The sequence below is a fragment of the Methylobacterium sp. 1030 genome (assembly GCF_040544715.1).
Classification (GTDB): Bacteria; Pseudomonadota; Alphaproteobacteria; order Rhizobiales; family Beijerinckiaceae; genus Methylobacterium.
Map to the genome: position 1 here is coordinate 185131 of NZ_JBEPKM010000015.1, position 17500 is coordinate 202630.

The following is a 17500-nucleotide window of genomic DNA, read 5'->3' on the forward strand; positions in this document are numbered from 1 at the left end:
CACGCGCCGGATGAGCCGATTCCGGCATTCGGCCGGGCCAGCGACGAGCGGAACACCGGATGCGTCTGATCCTCCGTTTCTTTGGGATCCTGTTCAGCGCCGCCGCGGTGCTGTTCGTGGTCGGCGCGGCGGTGGGCGGTTACTTCTACTGGAAGTACAGCCAGGACCTGCCCGACCACGCCGCGCTCTCCAATTACGAGCCGCCGGTGATGACCCGCGTCCACGCGGCGGACGGCTCGCTGCTGGCCGAGTACGCCCGCGAGCGCCGGCTGTACCTGCCGATCCAGGCGATGCCGAAGATCGTCGTCGCGGCCTTCCTGTCGGCCGAGGACAAGAACTTCTACAAGCACGGCGGCATCGACCCCGAGGGGATCGTGCGCGCCTTCCTGACCAACGCCAAGTCGGGCAAGCGGCAGGGCGCCTCGACCATCACCCAGCAGGTTGCCAAGAACTTCCTGCTCTCCTCCGAGCAGACCTACGACCGGAAGATCAAGGAGGCGCTGCTCGCGCTCCGGATCGAGGCGGCCTACTCGAAGGACAAGATCCTCGAGCTCTACCTCAACGAGATCTTCCTCGGCACGATCGTGCCCGGCCGCAACCTGCACGGCGTCGCGGCCGCGGCGCTCGACTATTTCGGCAAGTCGGTCCACGAGCTGACCATCAACGAGGCGGCCTACCTCGCCGCCCTGCCGAAGGGGCCGAACAACTACCACCCCTACCGCAAGACCCAGGCGGCCCTCGACCGCCGCAACGAGATCATCCGCCTGATGGCGGAGAACGGCTACATCACCCGGGAGGAGGCGGAGTCCGCCAAGAAGATGCCGCTCGGCGTCAACCCGCGCGTCGCCTTCCCGAACGCCGCCAACGCCAACTACTTCACCGAGGAGGTCCGCCGCGAGATCTCCGAGCGCTACGGCGAGAAGAAGCTCTACGAGGGCGGCCTCTCGGTGCGCACGACCCTCGACCCGAAGATGCAGGCCTGGGCCCGCAAGGCGCTGGTCGACGGCCTCGTGCGCTACGACCAGGCTCATGGCTGGCGCGGTCCGGTCACCAAGGTCGACCTGACCGGACGCGACTGGGGCATGGCGGCGGCCGAGGTTCCGGCGCTCGGCGACGTGGCGCCCTGGCGGCTCGCCGTGGTGCTGGGCAACGGCGGCGGCGGCGTGCAGATCGGCCTGCAGCCCCGGCGCGAGGCCTCCGGCCAGGTCGGCAAAGACCGCGAGACCGGCGTGATCGTCCCCGAGGGCATGCGCTGGGCCGGCCGCGCCAATCTCCAGCCCGGCGACATGGTCTATGTCGAGGCGATGGACGGCGGCCGCGGCCAGTTCCGCCTGCGCCAGAAGCCCGAGGTCTCGGGCGCCATCGTGGCCATGGACCCGAACACGGGCCGCGTGCACGCGATGGTCGGCGGCTTCTCGTACGACGAGTCCGAGTTCAACCGCGCCACCCAGGCGATGCGCCAGCCCGGCTCCTCGTTCAAGCCGATCGTCTACTCGGCGGCGCTGGACAACGGCTACACCCCCGCCTCGATCATCCAGGACACCCCGATCACCATCGAGGCCGGCCCCGGCCAGGAGGCCTGGACGCCCTCGAACTACGACGGCAAGTCGGGCGGCCCGCACACCCTGCGCTACGGCATCGAGCACTCGAAGAACCTGATGACGGTCCGGCTCGCCAAGGATGTCGGCATGCCGCTCATCGCCGAGTACGCCCGCCGCTTCGGCGTCTACGACGACATGCTGCCGGTGCTGCCCATGTCGCTCGGCGCGGGCGAGACCACGGTCATGCGCATGGTCACCGCCTACTCGATGCTGGCCAACGGCGGCCGGCGCATCCGGCCGACCTTGATCGACCGGATCCAGGACCGCATCGGCGAGACGATCTACCGGCACGACAACCGCAAGTGCATCGGCTGCGACGCCGAGAAGTGGTCGGGCCAGGACGAGCCGAAGCTGGTGGACGATTCCGAGCAGGTGCTCGACCCGCTGACCGCCTACCAGATGGTCTCGATCATGGAGGGCGTGGTCCAGCGCGGCACCGCCACGATCCTGAAGCAGATCGGCAAGCCGCTCGCCGGTAAGACCGGCACGACGAACGACGCCAAGGACGCGTGGTTCGTGGGCTTCTCGCCGGACTTGGCGGTCGGCATCTATATCGGCTTCGACAAGCCCCGCTCGCTCGGCGACCGCGCCACCGGCGGCGGCCTGGCGGCGCCGATCGCCCTGGAGTTCCTGAAGACGGCCCTCAAGGACAAGCCGCCGACGCCGTTCCGCGTGCCCCCGGGCATCAAGCTGATCCGCATCAACCTCGCGAGCGGCACCCGCGCCGGCTCGGGGGAGGGCGCCGGGACGATCCTGGAGGCGTTCAAGCCGGGCACCGCGCCGCCGGATTCCTACTCGGCGCCGTCCTCCGGCGGCGGCGGCCAGGCGGCCGCCCCGGCGGCGGTCGCGCCCGATCCCGACCGGGCCGCTCAGGCCGGCGGATTGTACTGAGGCGGCTCGCCCCGCCCAGCCGCTGTCAGCCGAGATCGCTCTCAGCCCAGGTCGGGTCCGCCCGGCCTGGGCTTTCGCGTTACGGATCCGGGGCGACGGTGCGACGGACGGGTCATCGCCGGGGCGAGAGGCCCGCGATCGCGACCGGCGCCGTCCGGGATCGCGCAGCTTTGCCCGAAGGGCCGGAAGGTGCGGCGGCCAAGTTCGCGCGGGCCGTTCTCGGGCGAGACCCGCCCCTCGGCACCGACCAGCGTCGCGCTCCGCAGGCGCACAGAAAAAAGCCGCCCCGGAGGGAGCGGCTCGAGGAGTCATCAGGGAGGCATCAAAACAGAGCGGACAAACATGTCCAACTCGACATCCAGATCACTGGATGCCTGTTTATGCCTCGAAAACCTTAATGCGGAGTTAAGGTGTGTTCTCTCCCGTCGATCTCAGGCCGCCAGACTGTCGAAAAGCCCGCGCCCGTCGGTCCCGCCGACCAGATCCTCGACGAAGTTCTCCGGGTGCGGCATCATCCCGAGGACGTTCCCGGTCTCCGACAGGACGCCCGCGATGGCGTTGAGGGAGCCGTTGCGGTTCGCCTCGACGGTGATCGCCCCGGTCGCGTCGCAGTAGCGGAAGGCGACCCGGCCCTCGCCCTCGATCCGCGCCAGCGCCTCGGGATCGGCGAAGTAGTTGCCTTCGCCGTGGGCGACGCAGACGTCGATCACCTGACCCTGAGTGTAGGCGCTGGTGAAGCGGGTGTCGGTGCGCTCCACCCGGAGCGTCTGCCGGTGGCAGATGAAGCGCCGGTCGATGTTGCGCATCAGCACGCCGGGCAGCAGGCCCGATTCGCACAGGATCTGGAAGCCGTTGCAGATACCGAGCACGAGGCCGCCGCGGGCCGCGTGGGCCCGGACCGCGTCCATGGCGGCGGCCCGGCCGGCGATGGCGCCGCAGCGCAGGTAGTCGCCGTACGAGAAGCCGCCGGGCAGGACGGCGAGGTCGGTGCCGGCGGGGAGCGCGTGGTCCGCGTGCCAGACGAGGCTCACCTGCGCGCCGGAGCGCCGCAGGGCCCGGACGACGTCCGACTCGCGGTTGGAACCCGGGAAGACGACGACCGCGGCGTGCATCAGAGGATCTCGATCGCGTAGTTCTCGACGACGGTGTTGGCTAGGAGCTTCTCGCAGGCCGTGCGCAGCGTCGCCTCGGCGGCGGCGCCGTCGGCTGCCGACACCTCGATGTCGAAGACCTTGCCCTGACGGACGCCGTCGACGCCCTCGATGCCGAGGGACCTGAGGGCGGCCTCGATCGCCTTGCCCTGCGGGTCCAGCACACCGGTCTTCAGGGTGACGATGATACGGGCTTTCATGGATCTACGGGTCTCACGCGTGTCGGGACGGGGGTGTGACCTGCGACAACGTCACACAGACCGTCGCCGGTCGCTTCTAACAGGAAGGCCGGCGCACTGTCGAACACGCCGCACGCATAGGGATCATTCCGCTGCTGGATGCAACTTGAACGGAAAAGTCGCCCGTGCGCGCTCGTTCAGCGATGCGCCGCCGGAGCCGGGCCCCGCAGGGGCTCGATGCTGGTCGCCCGGCGCCAGAGCTGGAGCATGATCCAGGCCGCGAACAGGCTGAACAGCCCCATCAGGACGTGCCCGACCCGGTCGCCGAGATCGAAGATGCCCGCGATGGCCCAGCCCGCCGCGATGGCCACGGCGAAGACCTCGGTGCCGACGAGGACCATCATGCTGATGATGGTGATGGCGTTGCGCCCGTTCACGAGATCCGCCCTCGAAAAGATTTCGGGCCCCGGACGAACCGTCCGGGACCCGCGCAGCTAGCCCACAGAGGCGGGGCGATGCAACCGACCGGACGGCGCCGGAGCGGTCCGGCCTCAGCGCGGCGCGCGCTTGGCCAAGATCCGCTGCAGGGTCCGCCGATGCATGTTGAGGCGCCGGGCGGTCTCGCTGACGTTGCGGCTGCACAGCTCGTAGACGCGCTGGATGTGCTCCCAGCGGACCCGGTCGGCCGACATCGGGTTCTCGGGCGGGTCGGCCCGCTCGCCCGGCTGCGCCATCAGCGTGCCGTGGATCTCGTCGGCGTCGGCGGGCTTGGCGAGGTAGTCGAAGGCGCCGAGCTTCACCGCGGTGACCGCGGTGGCGATGTTGCCGTAGCCGGTGAGGATCACGCCGCGGGCCTCGGGCCGGCGCTCCTTGAGGCGGGCGATCACGTCGAGGCCATTGCCGTCGCCGAGGCGCATGTCGATCACCGCGAAGGCGGGCGCGCGCGCCTCGACGGCGGAGACGCCGTCCGCGACGCTGTCGGCCACCTGCACATGGTAGCCGCGGCTCTCCATGGCGCGCGCGAGGCGGGTCTGGAAGGGCTTGTCGTCGTCGACGATCAGCAGGCTGCGGTCGGAGAAGGCGGCCAGCGGATCGGCATCGTTGATCACGGCGGGGTCGGTCGCCGCCGAGGTCCCGGGCTGCGTGAGCATCCGGCACTCCTTTCGGGTTTTCGTCGTCGGGTTCTTGGTCTGTCCCTCATATAGGTACGGCATCGCCCGGTGGCAGGGGGGCGCGGATACTGAGTTCCGGAGAATGTCGCGGCGCGGCGCCGCGCTCGAAGATGTGGCGGGCCCAGGAGACGCGCACGATCGCCCCGTGGGCGTCCGGCGCCGCGACGTTCATCAGGGCGAGCTGCGCTCCCGAGCGCTCGATCAGGGTCTTGGCGATGAACAGCCCGAGGCCGAGGCCGGCCCCCACGGTGCCGCCGGATTGCGGCCGGTCGTGGCTGCGGGTGGTCACGTAGGGCTCGCCCGCCCGCAGCAGCACCTCGCTGGAGAAGCCCGGGCCGTCGTCGCGGATCTCGATCCAGACCCGGTCGGGCGTCCAGCGCCCCTCGACGGTGACGCCGGCCTCGGCGAAGTCGACGGCGTTGTCGAGGATGTTGGCGAGCCCGAACATGACGCCCGGGTTGCGCCGGCAGGCCGGCTCCGGCCCCTCGCCGGCGCTGGTGACGGCGAGGGCAGCGCCGAGTGCCCGCTGCGGCGCCACCAGCTCCTCCACGAGGTGGCTGAACGTCACCGTCTCCAGGAAGCCGGCCCCGGCCCCGTCCCCGTCGAGGGAGGTCAGCTTGCCGAGGATGCCGCGGCAGCGGTCGACCTGCTCGCGCAGCAGGTTGAGATCCTCCGCCACCGCCGGCGAGGCGGTGGGGCCGAGCTGGCGGATCAGCTCCTTGGTCACCACCATGATCGTGCCCAGCGGTGTGCCCAATTCGTGGGCAGCCGCGGCCGCGAGCCCGTCGAGCTGCGACAGGTGCTGCTCGCGGGCGAGCACCAGCTCGGTGGCGGCGAGCGCCTGGGCGAGGAGCCGGGTCTCCTCGGCGACCCGCCACGCGTAGACGCCCGTGAAGGCGGTGCCGAGCAGGATCGCGGTCCAGACGCCGGAGACGTACAGGAACGGCAGCTCGATCCGCCCGTCCGCGAACCAGGGCAGGGGCCGGTGCACCAGGGCGAGCAGCGTCGCGAGGCCCACCGCCAGGAGGCCCAGCGCCAGGGTCCGCTCGGGGGGTAGGGCGGTGGCGGAGATCAGCACCGGGGCGAGGAACAGCAGCGAGAACGGGTTCTGGAGCCCGCCCGTGAGGAACAGCAGGGCCGCGAGCTGCACGATGTCGAAGGCGAGGAGCAGGGCCGCGGAATCGTCGCTGAGCCGGTAGCTCGCCGGGAAGCGGATCCGCAGGGCGAGGTTCAGCCAGGACGAGGTGGCGATCACCAGGAAGCACCAGCCGAACGGCAGCGGCAGGCCGAGGCCGAACTGCGCCCCGACGACCGCCGCGCTCTGGCCCGTGATGGCGAGCCAGCGCAGGCGGACGAAGGTGTCGAGCCGCAGGTGTCGCGCGTCGCGACCGAGGCCGCTGAGATCGGTATCGGGCATGGGCTGTAACGGGCTGTATCGGTGCGTCGCCGGACGGACCCGCCGGCGCGGCGTCCCGTGGACTCCCTTCGCATGACGCGGCGATGGGAATCCCGGCTCACCGCCCCGGACACGTCGTCGCTGGCGGACGATCGCCCGCGGACGTGGTCACAGGCAAGTCGCCGCAGCTCCGGGATGTTCCGCCCGCGTTCAGGGTGGAGCATTATCCTACCGACTCGGGTTGCAGGGGGTATGGGCCGCGCGGCTCGATGCCCGCGGCCGGAGCGAGACCGCGAGGTGACGATGCTGCTGGCCTATTCCCTGTACGAGGGCGCGCGCGCCCTGATGGCACCCGCCCGCGTCGCCGCCGACCTCACCCGCTACGGGCTGCAGATGCCGGGCAATCCCCTGGCCTACGGACCCTACGCCCGCGCGGTCAGCGCCGGCTGCGAGATGTTCGAGCGCGTCACCCGCCAGTACGGCAAGCCCGCCTTCGGCTTCACCGAGACGGTGGTGGACGGCGCGGCGGTCCCGGTCACCGAGCGGGTGGTCTGGGAGCGGCCGTTCTGCCGCCTGATCGCCTTCGACCGCGCGTTCCCGGCGGCCCCCGCGGAGCCGCAGCCCAAGCTGCTGATCGTCGCGCCGATGTCGGGGCACTACGCCACGCTGCTGCGCGGCACCGTCGAGGCGATGCTGCCGAACCACCGGGTGTTCATCACCGACTGGACCGACGCCCGGATGGTGCCGCTCTTCGCGGGCCAGTTCGATCTCGACGACTACATCGACTACCTGCAGGAGATGTTCGCGGTCCTCGGGCCGGACCTGCACGTCATGGCGGTGTGCCAGCCGGCGGTGCCGGTCTTCGCCGCGGTGGCGCTGATGGAGGCGGCCGACGAGCCGGCGGTGCCGACCTCCATGACCTTGATGGGCGGCCCGATCGACACCCGCCGCTCGCCCACCGCGGTGAACTGCCTCGCGCAGGAGCGTGGCCAGAAGTGGTTCGAGCAGAACACGATCAGCCTCGTGCCGCCGATCTACCCGGGCGCCTGGCGCCGGGTCTATCCGGGCTTCCTGCAGCTGTCGGGCTTCATGGCGATGAACCTCGACCGCCACGTCACCGCCCATTCGGACATGTTCGACCATCTGGTGACGGGCGACGGCGACTCGGCCGAGAAGCACCGCGAGTTCTACGACGAGTACCTCGCCGTGATGGACCTGACGGCCGAGTACTACCTCCAGACCGTGCAGACCGTGTTCGTCGACCACGCCCTGCCGACGGGACAGATGACGCACCGCGGCACGCCGGTCGATCTCGGCGCCATCCGCCGCTGCGCGATCCTGGCGGTCGAGGGCGAGAACGACGACATCTCCGGCGTCGGCCAGACCAAGGCGGCCCTCGACCTGACGCCGAACCTTCCGGAAGCGCGCAAGGCCTACCACCTCCAGGCCGGCGTCGGCCATTACGGGGTGTTCAACGGCTCGCGCTACCGGTCGGTGATCGCCCCCCGCATCGCGGCCTTCATCCGCGCCATGCAGGCGGTTCCGGGCGCGCGGGGCGGCCACCTGCGGCAGGTGGGCTGAGGCGTCCATTCCGGTGCCCGCCGCCCCGGCTGGCCCTCCTCCGCGGGGGGGGTCGCGGACTCACACAGCGCAGACCGAAGGGCGAGGGGATCTCCGGCCTCGCGCTCGATCCCGAGCTGCGAAACGCTGTGCGATCCCGTTTCCGATCGATGATGTCGGCACAGCCGTCATCGCTGCGCTCGCGATGACGGTGCGGGACATGTCGACCGAGACGCCGCGCGCTCCGCGTTCCTGAATACATAACGCAGTCACGGCCGGGCTGGCGCGGGCCTTGCGAGACGCGGCCCGTGAGTTCGAGCCGCACCGACACAGCCCCTCTCCATGCCGCCGTCGCCCCGAGGCCGGCGGCGGTGCGGACGCGCGCCCGGACGTCGTTGTCACCACGGGCCATTGCGCCCGCGCATCAGAACCGTTCAAACTCGCCCGCAAGGTGCGGGCCGGCGACCGATGCTTGAGATCCGCACCGCCAGGGAGAAGACGATGGACCGCAGGACCTTTCTCAAGGGTTCGGCTGCGCTCGGTTTGGCTGCGCCGCAGCTCGCGCGGCCGGCCCTGGCGCAGGGGGGCAAGGTCCTGCGCTTCGTGCCGCAGGCGAACCTCGCGAATTTCGACCCGATCTGGGGGACCCAGTACGTGGTGCGCAACGCCGGCACCCTCGTCTGGGACATGCTCTACGGCGTCGACGCGCAGCTGAAGCCGCAGCGCCAGATGGTCGAGTCCGAGGAGGTCTCGGGCGACAAGCTCACCTGGACCTTCCGGCTGCGCCCCGGCCTGAAGTGGCACGACGGCGAGCCGGTTCTCGCCAAGGACGTGGTGGCGAGCCTCACCCGCTGGATGGCCCGCGACCCGATCGGCCTGATGATCCGCGGCATCCAAGACGACCTCGCGGCGACCGACGACAGGACCTTCCAGTGGCGCCTGAAGAAGCCGTTCCCGAAGCTGCTCTACGCGCTCGGCAAGACCAACGCGCCGATGGCGCTGATGATGCCGGAGCGGATCGCCAAGACCGACCCGTTCACGCAGATCTCCGAGTATGTCGGCTCGGGCCCGATGAAGTTCGTCCGCAACGAGTGGGTGCCGGGCGCCCGGGCGGTGTTCGAGACCTTCACCGACTACAAGCCCCGCGACGAGCCGAATTCCTGGCTCGCGGGCGGCAAGCGCATGCTGGTCGACCGGGTCGAGTGGGTGATCATGCCGGACGCCGCCACCGCGTCGGCGGCCCTGCAGAACGGCGAAGTCGACTGGTGGGAGAACCCGATCTCCGACCTCGTGCCGCTGCTGCGCAAGAACAGCAACCTCAACGTCGACATCGCCGACCCGCTCGGCAATGTCGGGTCGTTCCGGATGAACCACCTGCACCCGCCCTTCGACAACCCGAAGATCCGCCAGGCGGTCATGACCGCGATGAGCCAGGAGGATTACATGCGGGCGATCGTCGGCGACGACGACAGCCTGTGGAAGACGTTGCCGGGCTTCTTCACGCCGGGCACACCCCTCTACAGCGAGGCGGGCGGCGGCAATGTCGGCAAGGGCGACATCAAGCTCGGCCAGAAGCTGCTCAAGGAGGCCGGCTACAAGGGCGAGCCGGTGGTCTGCATCGTGGCGCAGGACCAGGGGATCACCAAGGCGCAGGGCGACATCACCGCCGATCTCCTGAAGAAGATGGGCTTCAACGTCGACTTCGTCGCCACCGATTGGGGCACCACCGGCACCCGCCGGGCCTCCAAGGCGCCGCCGCCTCAGGGCGGCTGGAACATGTTCCACACCTGGCACGCGGGCGCCGACTGCATCAATCCGGCGGGCTACCCGGCGGTGCGGGCGAGCGGCGACAAGGCGTGGTTCGGCTGGCCGAACATCCCGCCGGTGGAGACCGCCATCGCCGAGTGGTTCGACGCCGCCGACCCGGCCGCCGAGAAGGCCGCCATCGACAAGGTCAACGCCGCCGCCTGCGAGGGCGTGGTCTACGTGCCCACCGGGTTCTTCCTCGGCTACCAGGCGTGGCGCAAGAACGTCTCGGGCATCGTGAAGGGGCCGATCCCCTTCACCTGGGGCGTGTCGAAGGCGTGATGGCGCCCGCTCTCGCCACGTCGGGTCGCCCGACCCGCCCGGTCTCTCGGGCGGGCTCCCGGCTTCGGATACCGCGCTCGGCAACGCGGTCGCGGGACGGGGCGCGGGTCCCTTCTCCTGTCCCTCTCCCGCACGGGAGCGGGGGCGCGTCGCGCTCCGCCGCCGGCGTTCGCGCCCGACCCGGACGCGTGAAGGTCGGCACCCGCGAGGGGGGCAGGGGCGGCCGCACCCGCCGCGCCCTCCCGCCCACAGCCTAGCGAGGCCCCATGCTCGGCTATATCGGCAGGCGCATCCTCGCCACCATCCCGGTCATGGCGGTGGTCGGGCTGTTCGTCTTCAGCCTCCTCTACTTCGCCCCGGGCGACCCGGCGGCGATCATCGCGGGCGACCAGGCGACCCCCGACGACGTCGCCCGCATCCGCGCCACGCTCGGCCTCGATCGGCCGTTCCTGGTGCGGTTCTGGGAATGGTCCTGGCAGATCCTCCACGGGGATCTCGGCACCTCGATCTTCACCAACCTGCCGGTCACCACCATGATCGGCCAGCGGGTGCAGCCCACCGTCTCGCTGATGCTCGTCACCCTGGTCTTCGCCATCGTGGTGGCGGTGCCGCTGGGCGTCGTCGCCGCCTGGAAGGCCGGCAGCCTGATCGACCGCCTCGTGATGGGGCTCGCCGTGACGGGCTTCTCGGTGCCGGTCTTCGTGGTCGGCTACATCCTGGCCTACGTCTTCGCCCTCGAGCTCGGCTGGCTGCCCGTGCAGGGCTACACGCCGATCGAGCAGGGTGTGTGGCCCTGGCTGTCCAACCTGATCCTGCCGGCGGTGACGCTCGGCCTCGTCTACATCGCGCTGATCGCCCGGGTGACCCGCGCGACCATGCTCGACGTGCTCCAGCAGGATTACGTGCGCACGGCCCGGGCCAAGGGGCTGTCGCAGGGGCCGGTCCTGTTCGTCCACGCCCTCAAGAACGCCGCGGTGCCGATCGTCACCGTGATCGGCATCGGCATCGCGTTGCTGATCGGCGGTGCGGTGGTGACCGAGACGGTCTTCGCGATCCCCGGCCTCGGGCGCCTCACCGTCGACGCGATCCTGCGGCGCGACTACCCGGTCATCCAGGGCGTCGTGCTGCTGTTCAGCTTCGTCTACGTGCTCGTGAACCTCGCCATCGACCTCTTCTACACCGTGCTCGACCCGAGGATCCGCTATTGACCGCGACCGTCGCGCCCTTCCCCAGCAGCGCCCCGCAGGCGGGCGCCTCGCCCGAGGGAATCACCCCCAAGGCGCCCCCGCCGCCGGGCCTCGCCGTCGCGGCGCCGCTGCCCGACGTCATCCCGGCCCGCAAGCGCCGGGGCCGGGTCTGGACCTATGTGCGCCGCAACCCGACCATCGTGGTCGGCGGCGTGCTGCTCCTCATCGTCTTCCTGATGGCGGTGCTGGCCCCCTATCTCGGCACCGTCGACCCGACCGCCCTGGCGCCCGCCAAGCGCACCCGGGCCCCGTCGGCGCAGTACTGGTTCGGCACCGACATGCTCGGCCGCGACGTCTACTCGCGGGTGGTCTACGGCGCCCGGGTCTCGCTGCTGGTCGGCTTCTCGGTGGCGTTCCTCGCCTCGGTCGCGGGGCTCGCGGTCGGCCTCGTCTCCGGCATGGTGCGCTGGCTCGACGGGATCGTCATGCGGGTCGTCGACGGCATGATGTCGATCCCGCCGATCCTGCTCGCGGTCGCGCTGATGGCGCTCACCCGCGGCTCGGTCCAGAACGTGATCATCGCGATCACCATCGCGGAGATCCCGCGCGTCGCCCGCCTCGTGCGCGGCGTGGTGCTGTCGCTGCGCGAGCAGCCCTACGTCGAGGCGGCGGTCACCACCGGCACCCGGATGCCGGCGATCATCTGGCGCCACATCCTGCCCAACACGCTGGCGCCCATGACCGTGCAGGCGACCTACATCTGCGCCTCCGCGATGATCACCGAGGCGATCCTGTCGTTCATCGGCGCGGGCGTGCCGCCCTCGACGCCCTCCTGGGGCAACATCATGGCCGAGGGCCGGGCCCTCTGGCAGGTGAAGTTCTACATCATCCTGTTCCCGGCCATCTTCCTCTCGATGACGGTGCTCGCCGTGAACCTCGTCGGCGACGGCCTGCGCGACGCCCTCGACCCCCGCATGGCGAAAGACGTCTGATGAGGACCGGCAGCATGAGCGGCACCCCTCTCCTGTCGATCGAGAACCTGCAGGTCCATTTCCGCACCCCCGACGGGGTGAATCGGGCGGTGGACGGGGTCTCGTTCGCGATCCAGTCGGGCGAGACCCTGGCGATCGTGGGCGAGTCCGGCTGCGGCAAGTCGGTGACCTCGATGTCGATCCTGCGGCTCCTGCCCGAGCCGCCGGCCCGCATCGCCGGCGCGATCAAGTTCGAGGGCAAGAACCTCCTCGACCTGCCGAACAGCGCCATGCGCAAGATCCGCGGCAACGACATCAGCGTGATCTTCCAGGAGCCGATGACCTCGCTGAACCCAGTGCTGACGGTCGGCCGCCAGATCGGCGAGACCCTGCGGCTGCACCAGGGGCTCGGCCGCCGGGAGGCCGAGGAGCGGGCCGTGGAGATGCTGACGCTGGTCGGCATCCCCGAGCCGCGGCGCCGGGTGCGGGAATACCCGCACCAGCTCTCCGGCGGCATGCGCCAGCGGGTGATGATCGCCATCGCGCTCGCCTGCTCGCCGAAGCTCCTGATCGCCGACGAGCCGACCACGGCGCTGGACGTGACCATCCAGGCCCAGATCCTCGACCTGATGCGCGACCTGAAGGCCCGGGTCGGGGCCGCGATCATGCTGATCACCCACGATCTCGGCGTGGTGGCCGAGGTCGCCGACCGGGTGGTGGTGATGTATGCCGGCCGCAAGGTCGAGGAGGCGCCGGTCCGCGAGCTGTTCCGGTCGCCGCGCCACCCCTACACCCGCGGCCTGATGGGGGCGGTGCCGAAGCTCGGCGCCGTCGAGCACGGCGCCGACGCGCGGCTCGCCGAGATCCCCGGCATGGTCCCGAGCCTGAAGGGCCGGATCGAGGGCTGCGTCTTCGCCGGGCGCTGCCCGGACGTCACCGACCTGTGCCGCGCCTACGCGCCGGCCCTGGAGCCGAAGGCGCCGGGCCACCTCGCCGCCTGCCACTACGCGCCGAAGGACGCCCTCGCGGCATGAGCGCCACGCCCGCACCCGCCGCCCGCACCCTGCTGGAGGTCAACGACCTCAAGAAGCACTTCGCCCTCGGCGGCGGCCTGTTCGGCCAGTCCAAGCGCGTGCTCAAGGCGGTGGACGGCCTGTCCTTCACGGTGGCCCGGGGCGAGACCCTCTCGCTCGTCGGCGAGTCCGGCTGCGGCAAGTCTACCGTCGCCAAGGCGCTGATGCGCCTCTACGCGCCCACCGCCGGCCAGGTGGTGCTCGACGGGCGCCGCATCGACGACCTCTCGGCCGGAGCGCTCCGGCCCCTGCGGCGCCACATCCAGATGGTGTTCCAGGACCCGTTCTCGTCGCTCAACCCGCGGATGCGGGTGCGGGCGATCCTGGCCGAGCCGATCCGCAATTTCGGGCTGGCCCGCAACGCCGCCGACCTCGAATCCCGCCTCGCCAGCCTGATGGAGCGGGTCGGCCTGCCGCGCGAGGCGCTCGGGCGCTTCCCGCACGAGTTCTCCGGCGGGCAGCGCCAGCGCATCGGCATCGCCCGGGCGCTCGCCGCCGAGCCGGACCTGATCATCTGCGACGAGGCGGTCTCGGCGCTGGACGTCTCGGTGAAGGCGCAGATCGTCAACCTGCTGCGCGACCTGCAGCGCGAACTCGACCTCGCGATGCTGTTCATCTCGCACGACCTCGCCATCGTCGAGCACATGACCCACCGCGTCGCGGTGATGTATCTCGGCAAGATCGTCGAGATCGGCCCCCGCCGGGATCTCTTCCTGGCGCCCAAGCACCCCTACACCCAGGCCCTGCTCTCGGCGGTGCCGATCCCCGAGCCCGGGGCCGGGCGCACCCGCATCGTGCTCAAGGGCGACGTGCCGAGCCCGATCAACCCGCCCTCCGGCTGCCGCTTCCACACCCGCTGCCCGCACGCCTTCGACCGCTGCCGGACCGAGGTGCCGGGCCTCGACGCGGTCGGCGCCGGCCACTTCGCCGCCTGCCACCTCAACGACACGGCCGTGCCCGCCCGGGCGGCCTGACGGCGCCGTCCTCGCGAGCGCAGCGAAGCGACCCAGGGCAGCGCGCGATCCCCGAGCGTGGCGGATCCCTGGGTCGCTTCGCTTCGCTGCGCTCGCGAGGACGGGTCGGATTCCCGCGAACCACATCCGGAGTCTCTCGTGCAGCACGACCTCATCCTGAAGGGCGCCCGGGTCATCGACCCGTCGCAGAACCACGACGGGATCTGCGACGTCGCCTTCGCGGACGGCCGCGTCTCGGGCTTCGGCCGCGACCTGCCGGCGGGCCCCGGCACGCAGGTCCGCGACATGGCCGGCGCGATCGTCACGCCGGGCCTGATCGACCTGCACACCCATGTCTACTGGGGCGGCACCTCGCTCGGCATCGACGCCGACGAGTTCTGCCGGACCTCAGGAGTGACCACCTCGGTCGATACCGGCAGCGCCGGGCCGGGCAACTTCGCCGGCTTCCGCAGCCACGTGATCGAGCGGTCCGAGGCGCGGATCCTCGCATACCTGCACGTCTCCTTCGCGGGGATCTTCGGCTTCTCGAAGACCATCATGGTCGGCGAGAGCGAGGACCCGCGGCTCCTGGCGCCCCGGGAGGCGGTCGAGGTCGCCGACGCCAACCGGGACGTGATCGTCGGCATCAAGGTCCGGGTCGGGCGCCACGCCTCGGGCGACCAGGGCACCGCGCCCCTCGACATCGCCCTGCAGGTCGCGGAGGAGACAGGCCTGCCGCTGATGGCCCATATCGACGAGCCGCCGCCGAGCTACGAGCAGGTGCTGGCCATGCTGAGGCCCGGCGACGTGCTGACCCACGCGTTCCGGCCGTTCCCGAACTCGCCCATCACGGCCCAGGGCGCCGTGAAGCCGGCGCTCCGCGAGGCGCGGGCGCGGGGCGTGCTGTTCGACATCGGCCACGGCAAAGGCTCCTTCGCCTTCAGGACCGCGCGGGCCATGCTGGCGGGGGGCTTCCTGCCCGACACGATCTCGTCGGACGTGCACCAGCTCTGCATCGAGGGGCCGGCCTTCGACCAGGTCACCACCATGTCGAAGATGCTCTGCCTCGGCATGAGCCTCACCGAGGTCGTCGCCGCCTCCACGGTGAACGCCGCCGTGGCGCTGAAGCGGATGGAGTACGGGACCCTGAAGGTCGGAGCGCTCGGCGACGCCACGGTGCTGGCGGTGCGGGACGGCGCGTTCGACTACGTCGACACGCGCGGCGAGCACATGACGGGCGACCGGCGGATCACCGCCGAGGGCGTGGTGCTGAAGGGCCGGTGGTGGCACCCGGCCTGACCCGTCGGGCCTGACGATCGGGACGAAGATCCCATCGCATACAAAATATCGACCTTTACAGCCTCTTCCGCGGGCCGATACACTTTCCCGTGAGGGACGGACCATCTCCGGCCCTCAGCGAAACGCGGTTCAAACCGCGGCGCCAGGGAGGATGGATGGACACGGGTCAGCCTCTGCTGGAGGTCGACGGCGTCACGCTCCGCTACAAGACGCCCGAGCACCTCGTCACGGCCACCTACCGGGTGAGCTTCCGGGTCTGGCCCGGGGACCGCTTCGTCCTGCTCGGGCCGTCCGGATGCGGGAAGTCGACCCTGCTCAAGGCGGTGGGCGGCTACATGGCACCGACCGAGGGCGAGATTCGCCTGAAGGGGCGCCCGGTCACCGAGCCCGGCCCCGACCGGATGATGGTGTTCCAGGAATTCGACCAGCTCCTGCCGTGGAAGACGGTCCGGCAGAACGTGGTCTTCGCCCTCGAGGCCTCGGGCCGGCTGAGAGGCCGCGAGGCCCTGGACCGGGCCAACCTCTACATCGACAAGGTCAACCTCACGAAATTCGCCGACAGCTACCCCCACACCCTGTCGGGCGGCATGAAGCAGCGCGTCGCCATCGCCCGCGGCATGGCGATGGAGCCCGACATCCTGCTGATGGACGAGCCCTTCGCGGCGCTCGACGCGCTCACCCGGCGACGCATGCAGGACGAACTGCTCGCCCTGTGGGAGGGCACGCGCTTCACCGTGCTGTTCGTCACCCACTCGATCCCCGAGGCGATCAAGGTCGGCTCGCGCATCCTGCTGCTCTCGCCCCATCCCGGCGAGGTGAAGGCCGAGCTCAACAGCGCCGCGTCGCCGGAGGCGGCGCTGCAGCTCGAGGGCCGGATCCAGCACATGCTGTTCTCGGAAGAGATCCAGGAGGCGGAGAATGTCTAGCGCGCAAGCCCTGAGCGGCGCCCCGCTGGCCGGGCCGAGCGCCGCGCCGCGTCTGTCGTCCCTGCCGCCGTCCGGCCGGCCCGAGATCGTGCGCGAGACCGGCCACGCCCACGGCGCCGCGGTGGTGGAGAAGCCGCTGTCGATCACCGAGCGCCTCTACAACCAGGCGTGGCTGCGCAAGATCGTGATCCTCGTGCTCCTCGCCGGGATCTGGGAGGCCTACGGGCGCTATCTCGACAACGACCTCCTGTTCCCGACCTTCACGGCGACCGTGGAGGCCTTCTTCCGGGGCATCGCGGACGGCACGCTGCCGGCCCGGGCCTGGAGCTCGCTGAAGGTACTGCTCATGGGCTACGCCGCCGGCGTCGCCCTGGCGACCGTGCTCACCGGCGTCGCCATCGCGTCGCGGATCGGGACCGACCTGCTCGAGACGCTGACGTCGATGTTCAACCCGCTGCCGGCGATCGCGCTCCTGCCCCTGGCGCTGATCTGGTTCGGCCTGGGCAACGGCAGCCTGATCTTCGTGCTGGTCCACTCGGTGACCTGGGCGATCGCCCTCAACACCCATTCGGGCTTCCTGTCGGTCAGCCGCACGCTCAAGATGGTCGGGCGCAATTACGGACTGTCGGGCCCGCGGCTGATCGGCAAGATCCTGATCCCGGCGGCCTTTCCGTCGATCCTCACCGGCCTGAAGGTCGGCTGGGCCTTCGCGTGGCGCACCCTGATCGCCGCCGAGCTGGTCTTCGGGGTGTCGTCCGGGGCGGGCGGCCTCGGCTGGTTCATCTTCGAGAACAAGAACATGCTCGACATCCCGAACGTGTTCGCCGGGCTGCTCACCGTGATCCTGATCGGTCTCGTGGTCGAGAACCTGATCTTCCAGACGATCGAGCGGCGCACCGTCCAGCGCTGGGGCATGCAGGCCTGAGCGGGGCCGGGCCCCGGGGCGGACCGCCCCCCCCCCCGCCCCCCCCGCATGCACGTGCCGGGGGCGCGAGACCCCCAGGGCAAACCCCCCCGGGGGAGCGGGGCCAGGGGTCGGGGGGGTCGGGGCAC

At 70.7% G+C, this 17500-nt stretch carries 15 protein-coding genes; 10 read left to right on the forward strand and 5 right to left on the reverse strand.

From position 1 onward, the window contains the following. Window positions 1–59 precede the first annotated feature (59 nt). Window positions 60–2492 (forward strand): penicillin-binding protein 1A, encoded by a 2433-nt coding sequence (locus ABIC30_RS22110; protein ID WP_020093988.1) that lies wholly within the window; start codon window positions 60–62, stop codon window positions 2490–2492. A gap of 431 nt (window positions 2493–2923) precedes the next feature. Here ABIC30_RS22110 and purQ read toward each other — a convergent pair whose 3' ends face one another. The 5 genes from purQ to ABIC30_RS22135 form a co-directional block, all read right to left on the reverse strand. Next, entirely contained in the window at window positions 2924–3604 is a 681-nt protein-coding gene (gene purQ / locus ABIC30_RS22115) for a phosphoribosylformylglycinamidine synthase subunit PurQ (protein ID WP_020093987.1), read from the reverse strand. After that, the gene (purS, locus tag ABIC30_RS22120) at window positions 3604–3843 is read right to left on the reverse strand and encodes a phosphoribosylformylglycinamidine synthase subunit PurS (RefSeq protein ID WP_020093986.1); all 240 of its coding nucleotides are present in this window, start codon (window positions 3841–3843) and stop codon (window positions 3604–3606) included. The genes purQ and purS overlap by 1 nt, the downstream gene beginning before the upstream one ends. A 176-nt stretch (window positions 3844–4019) precedes the next feature. Then, complete coding sequence (locus ABIC30_RS22125) at window positions 4020–4259, reverse strand: hypothetical protein (RefSeq protein ID WP_012321282.1); 240 nt, start codon at window positions 4257–4259, stop codon at window positions 4020–4022. Window positions 4260–4373: 114 nt separating this feature from the next. Next, window positions 4374–4973 (reverse strand): ActR/PrrA/RegA family redox response regulator transcription factor, encoded by a 600-nt coding sequence (locus ABIC30_RS22130; RefSeq protein WP_012321283.1) that lies wholly within the window; start codon window positions 4971–4973, stop codon window positions 4374–4376. 46 nt (window positions 4974–5019) lie between these two features. After that, on the reverse strand, window positions 5020–6411 hold the full coding sequence (locus tag ABIC30_RS22135) for an ActS/PrrB/RegB family redox-sensitive histidine kinase (RefSeq protein ID WP_020093985.1): 1392 nt from the start codon (window positions 6409–6411) through the stop codon (window positions 5020–5022). 282 nt (window positions 6412–6693) lie between these two features. Here ABIC30_RS22135 and ABIC30_RS22140 point away from each other — a divergent pair, with 282 nt between their 5' ends. The 9 genes from ABIC30_RS22140 to ABIC30_RS22180 all read left to right on the forward strand — a co-directional run bounded on the left by ABIC30_RS22140 (window position 6694) and on the right by ABIC30_RS22180 (window position 17372). Beyond that, window positions 6694–7971: a polyhydroxyalkanoate depolymerase gene (locus ABIC30_RS22140; protein ID WP_020093984.1), complete on the forward strand. Its 1278-nt coding sequence runs from the start codon at window positions 6694–6696 to the stop codon at window positions 7969–7971. A gap of 480 nt (window positions 7972–8451) precedes the next feature. Beyond that, entirely contained in the window at window positions 8452–10038 is a 1587-nt protein-coding gene (locus tag ABIC30_RS22145) for an ABC transporter substrate-binding protein (RefSeq protein ID WP_103985569.1), read from the forward strand. A 266-nt stretch (window positions 10039–10304) separates the two neighbouring features. Continuing rightward, complete coding sequence (locus tag ABIC30_RS22150) at window positions 10305–11246, forward strand: ABC transporter permease (protein WP_020093982.1); 942 nt, start codon at window positions 10305–10307, stop codon at window positions 11244–11246. Continuing rightward, window positions 11243–12217: an ABC transporter permease gene (locus ABIC30_RS22155; protein WP_020093981.1), complete on the forward strand. Its 975-nt coding sequence runs from the start codon at window positions 11243–11245 to the stop codon at window positions 12215–12217. Before ABIC30_RS22150 ends, ABIC30_RS22155 begins: the two co-directional genes overlap by 4 nt. Continuing rightward, window positions 12217–13230, forward strand: a complete 1014-nt coding sequence (locus ABIC30_RS22160) for an ABC transporter ATP-binding protein (RefSeq protein ID WP_020093980.1) — start codon at window positions 12217–12219, stop codon at window positions 13228–13230. The genes ABIC30_RS22155 and ABIC30_RS22160 overlap by 1 nt, the downstream gene beginning before the upstream one ends. Next, complete coding sequence (locus ABIC30_RS22165) at window positions 13227–14243, forward strand: ABC transporter ATP-binding protein (protein ID WP_020093979.1); 1017 nt, start codon at window positions 13227–13229, stop codon at window positions 14241–14243. Before ABIC30_RS22160 ends, ABIC30_RS22165 begins: the two co-directional genes overlap by 4 nt. A 138-nt stretch (window positions 14244–14381) precedes the next feature. Continuing rightward, window positions 14382–15521, forward strand: coding sequence for an amidohydrolase/deacetylase family metallohydrolase (locus tag ABIC30_RS22170; protein WP_020093978.1), 1140 nt, complete (start codon window positions 14382–14384; stop codon window positions 15519–15521). 155 nt (window positions 15522–15676) lie between these two features. Continuing rightward, window positions 15677–16447: an ABC transporter ATP-binding protein gene (locus tag ABIC30_RS22175; protein ID WP_020093977.1), complete on the forward strand. Its 771-nt coding sequence runs from the start codon at window positions 15677–15679 to the stop codon at window positions 16445–16447. Continuing rightward, window positions 16440–17372, forward strand: a complete 933-nt coding sequence (locus tag ABIC30_RS22180) for an ABC transporter permease (protein ID WP_020093976.1) — start codon at window positions 16440–16442, stop codon at window positions 17370–17372. The genes ABIC30_RS22175 and ABIC30_RS22180 overlap by 8 nt, the downstream gene beginning before the upstream one ends. Window positions 17373–17500 lie beyond the last annotated feature (128 nt).

Excerpts from the sequence above, each read along its gene's own strand:
- ABIC30_RS22110 (WP_020093988.1), top strand. The coding sequence starts at position 60 with ATGCGTCTGATCCTCCGTTTCTTTGGGATCCTGTTCAGCGCCGCCGCG.
- purQ (WP_020093987.1), bottom strand. The coding sequence starts at position 3,604 with ATGCACGCCGCGGTCGTCGTCTTCCCGGGTTCCAACCGCGAGTCGGAC.
- purS (WP_020093986.1), bottom strand. The coding sequence starts at position 3,843 with ATGAAAGCCCGTATCATCGTCACCCTGAAGACCGGTGTGCTGGACCCG.
- ABIC30_RS22130 (WP_012321283.1), bottom strand. The coding sequence starts at position 4,973 with ATGCTCACGCAGCCCGGGACCTCGGCGGCGACCGACCCCGCCGTGATC.
- ABIC30_RS22135 (WP_020093985.1), bottom strand. The coding sequence starts at position 6,411 with ATGCCCGATACCGATCTCAGCGGCCTCGGTCGCGACGCGCGACACCTG.
- ABIC30_RS22140 (WP_020093984.1), top strand. The coding sequence starts at position 6,694 with ATGCTGCTGGCCTATTCCCTGTACGAGGGCGCGCGCGCCCTGATGGCA.
- ABIC30_RS22145 (WP_103985569.1), top strand. The coding sequence starts at position 8,452 with ATGGACCGCAGGACCTTTCTCAAGGGTTCGGCTGCGCTCGGTTTGGCT.
- ABIC30_RS22150 (WP_020093982.1), top strand. The coding sequence starts at position 10,305 with ATGCTCGGCTATATCGGCAGGCGCATCCTCGCCACCATCCCGGTCATG.
- ABIC30_RS22160 (WP_020093980.1), top strand. The coding sequence starts at position 12,217 with ATGAGGACCGGCAGCATGAGCGGCACCCCTCTCCTGTCGATCGAGAAC.
- ABIC30_RS22165 (WP_020093979.1), top strand. The coding sequence starts at position 13,227 with ATGAGCGCCACGCCCGCACCCGCCGCCCGCACCCTGCTGGAGGTCAAC.
- ABIC30_RS22175 (WP_020093977.1), top strand. The coding sequence starts at position 15,677 with ATGGACACGGGTCAGCCTCTGCTGGAGGTCGACGGCGTCACGCTCCGC.
- ABIC30_RS22180 (WP_020093976.1), top strand. The coding sequence starts at position 16,440 with ATGTCTAGCGCGCAAGCCCTGAGCGGCGCCCCGCTGGCCGGGCCGAGC.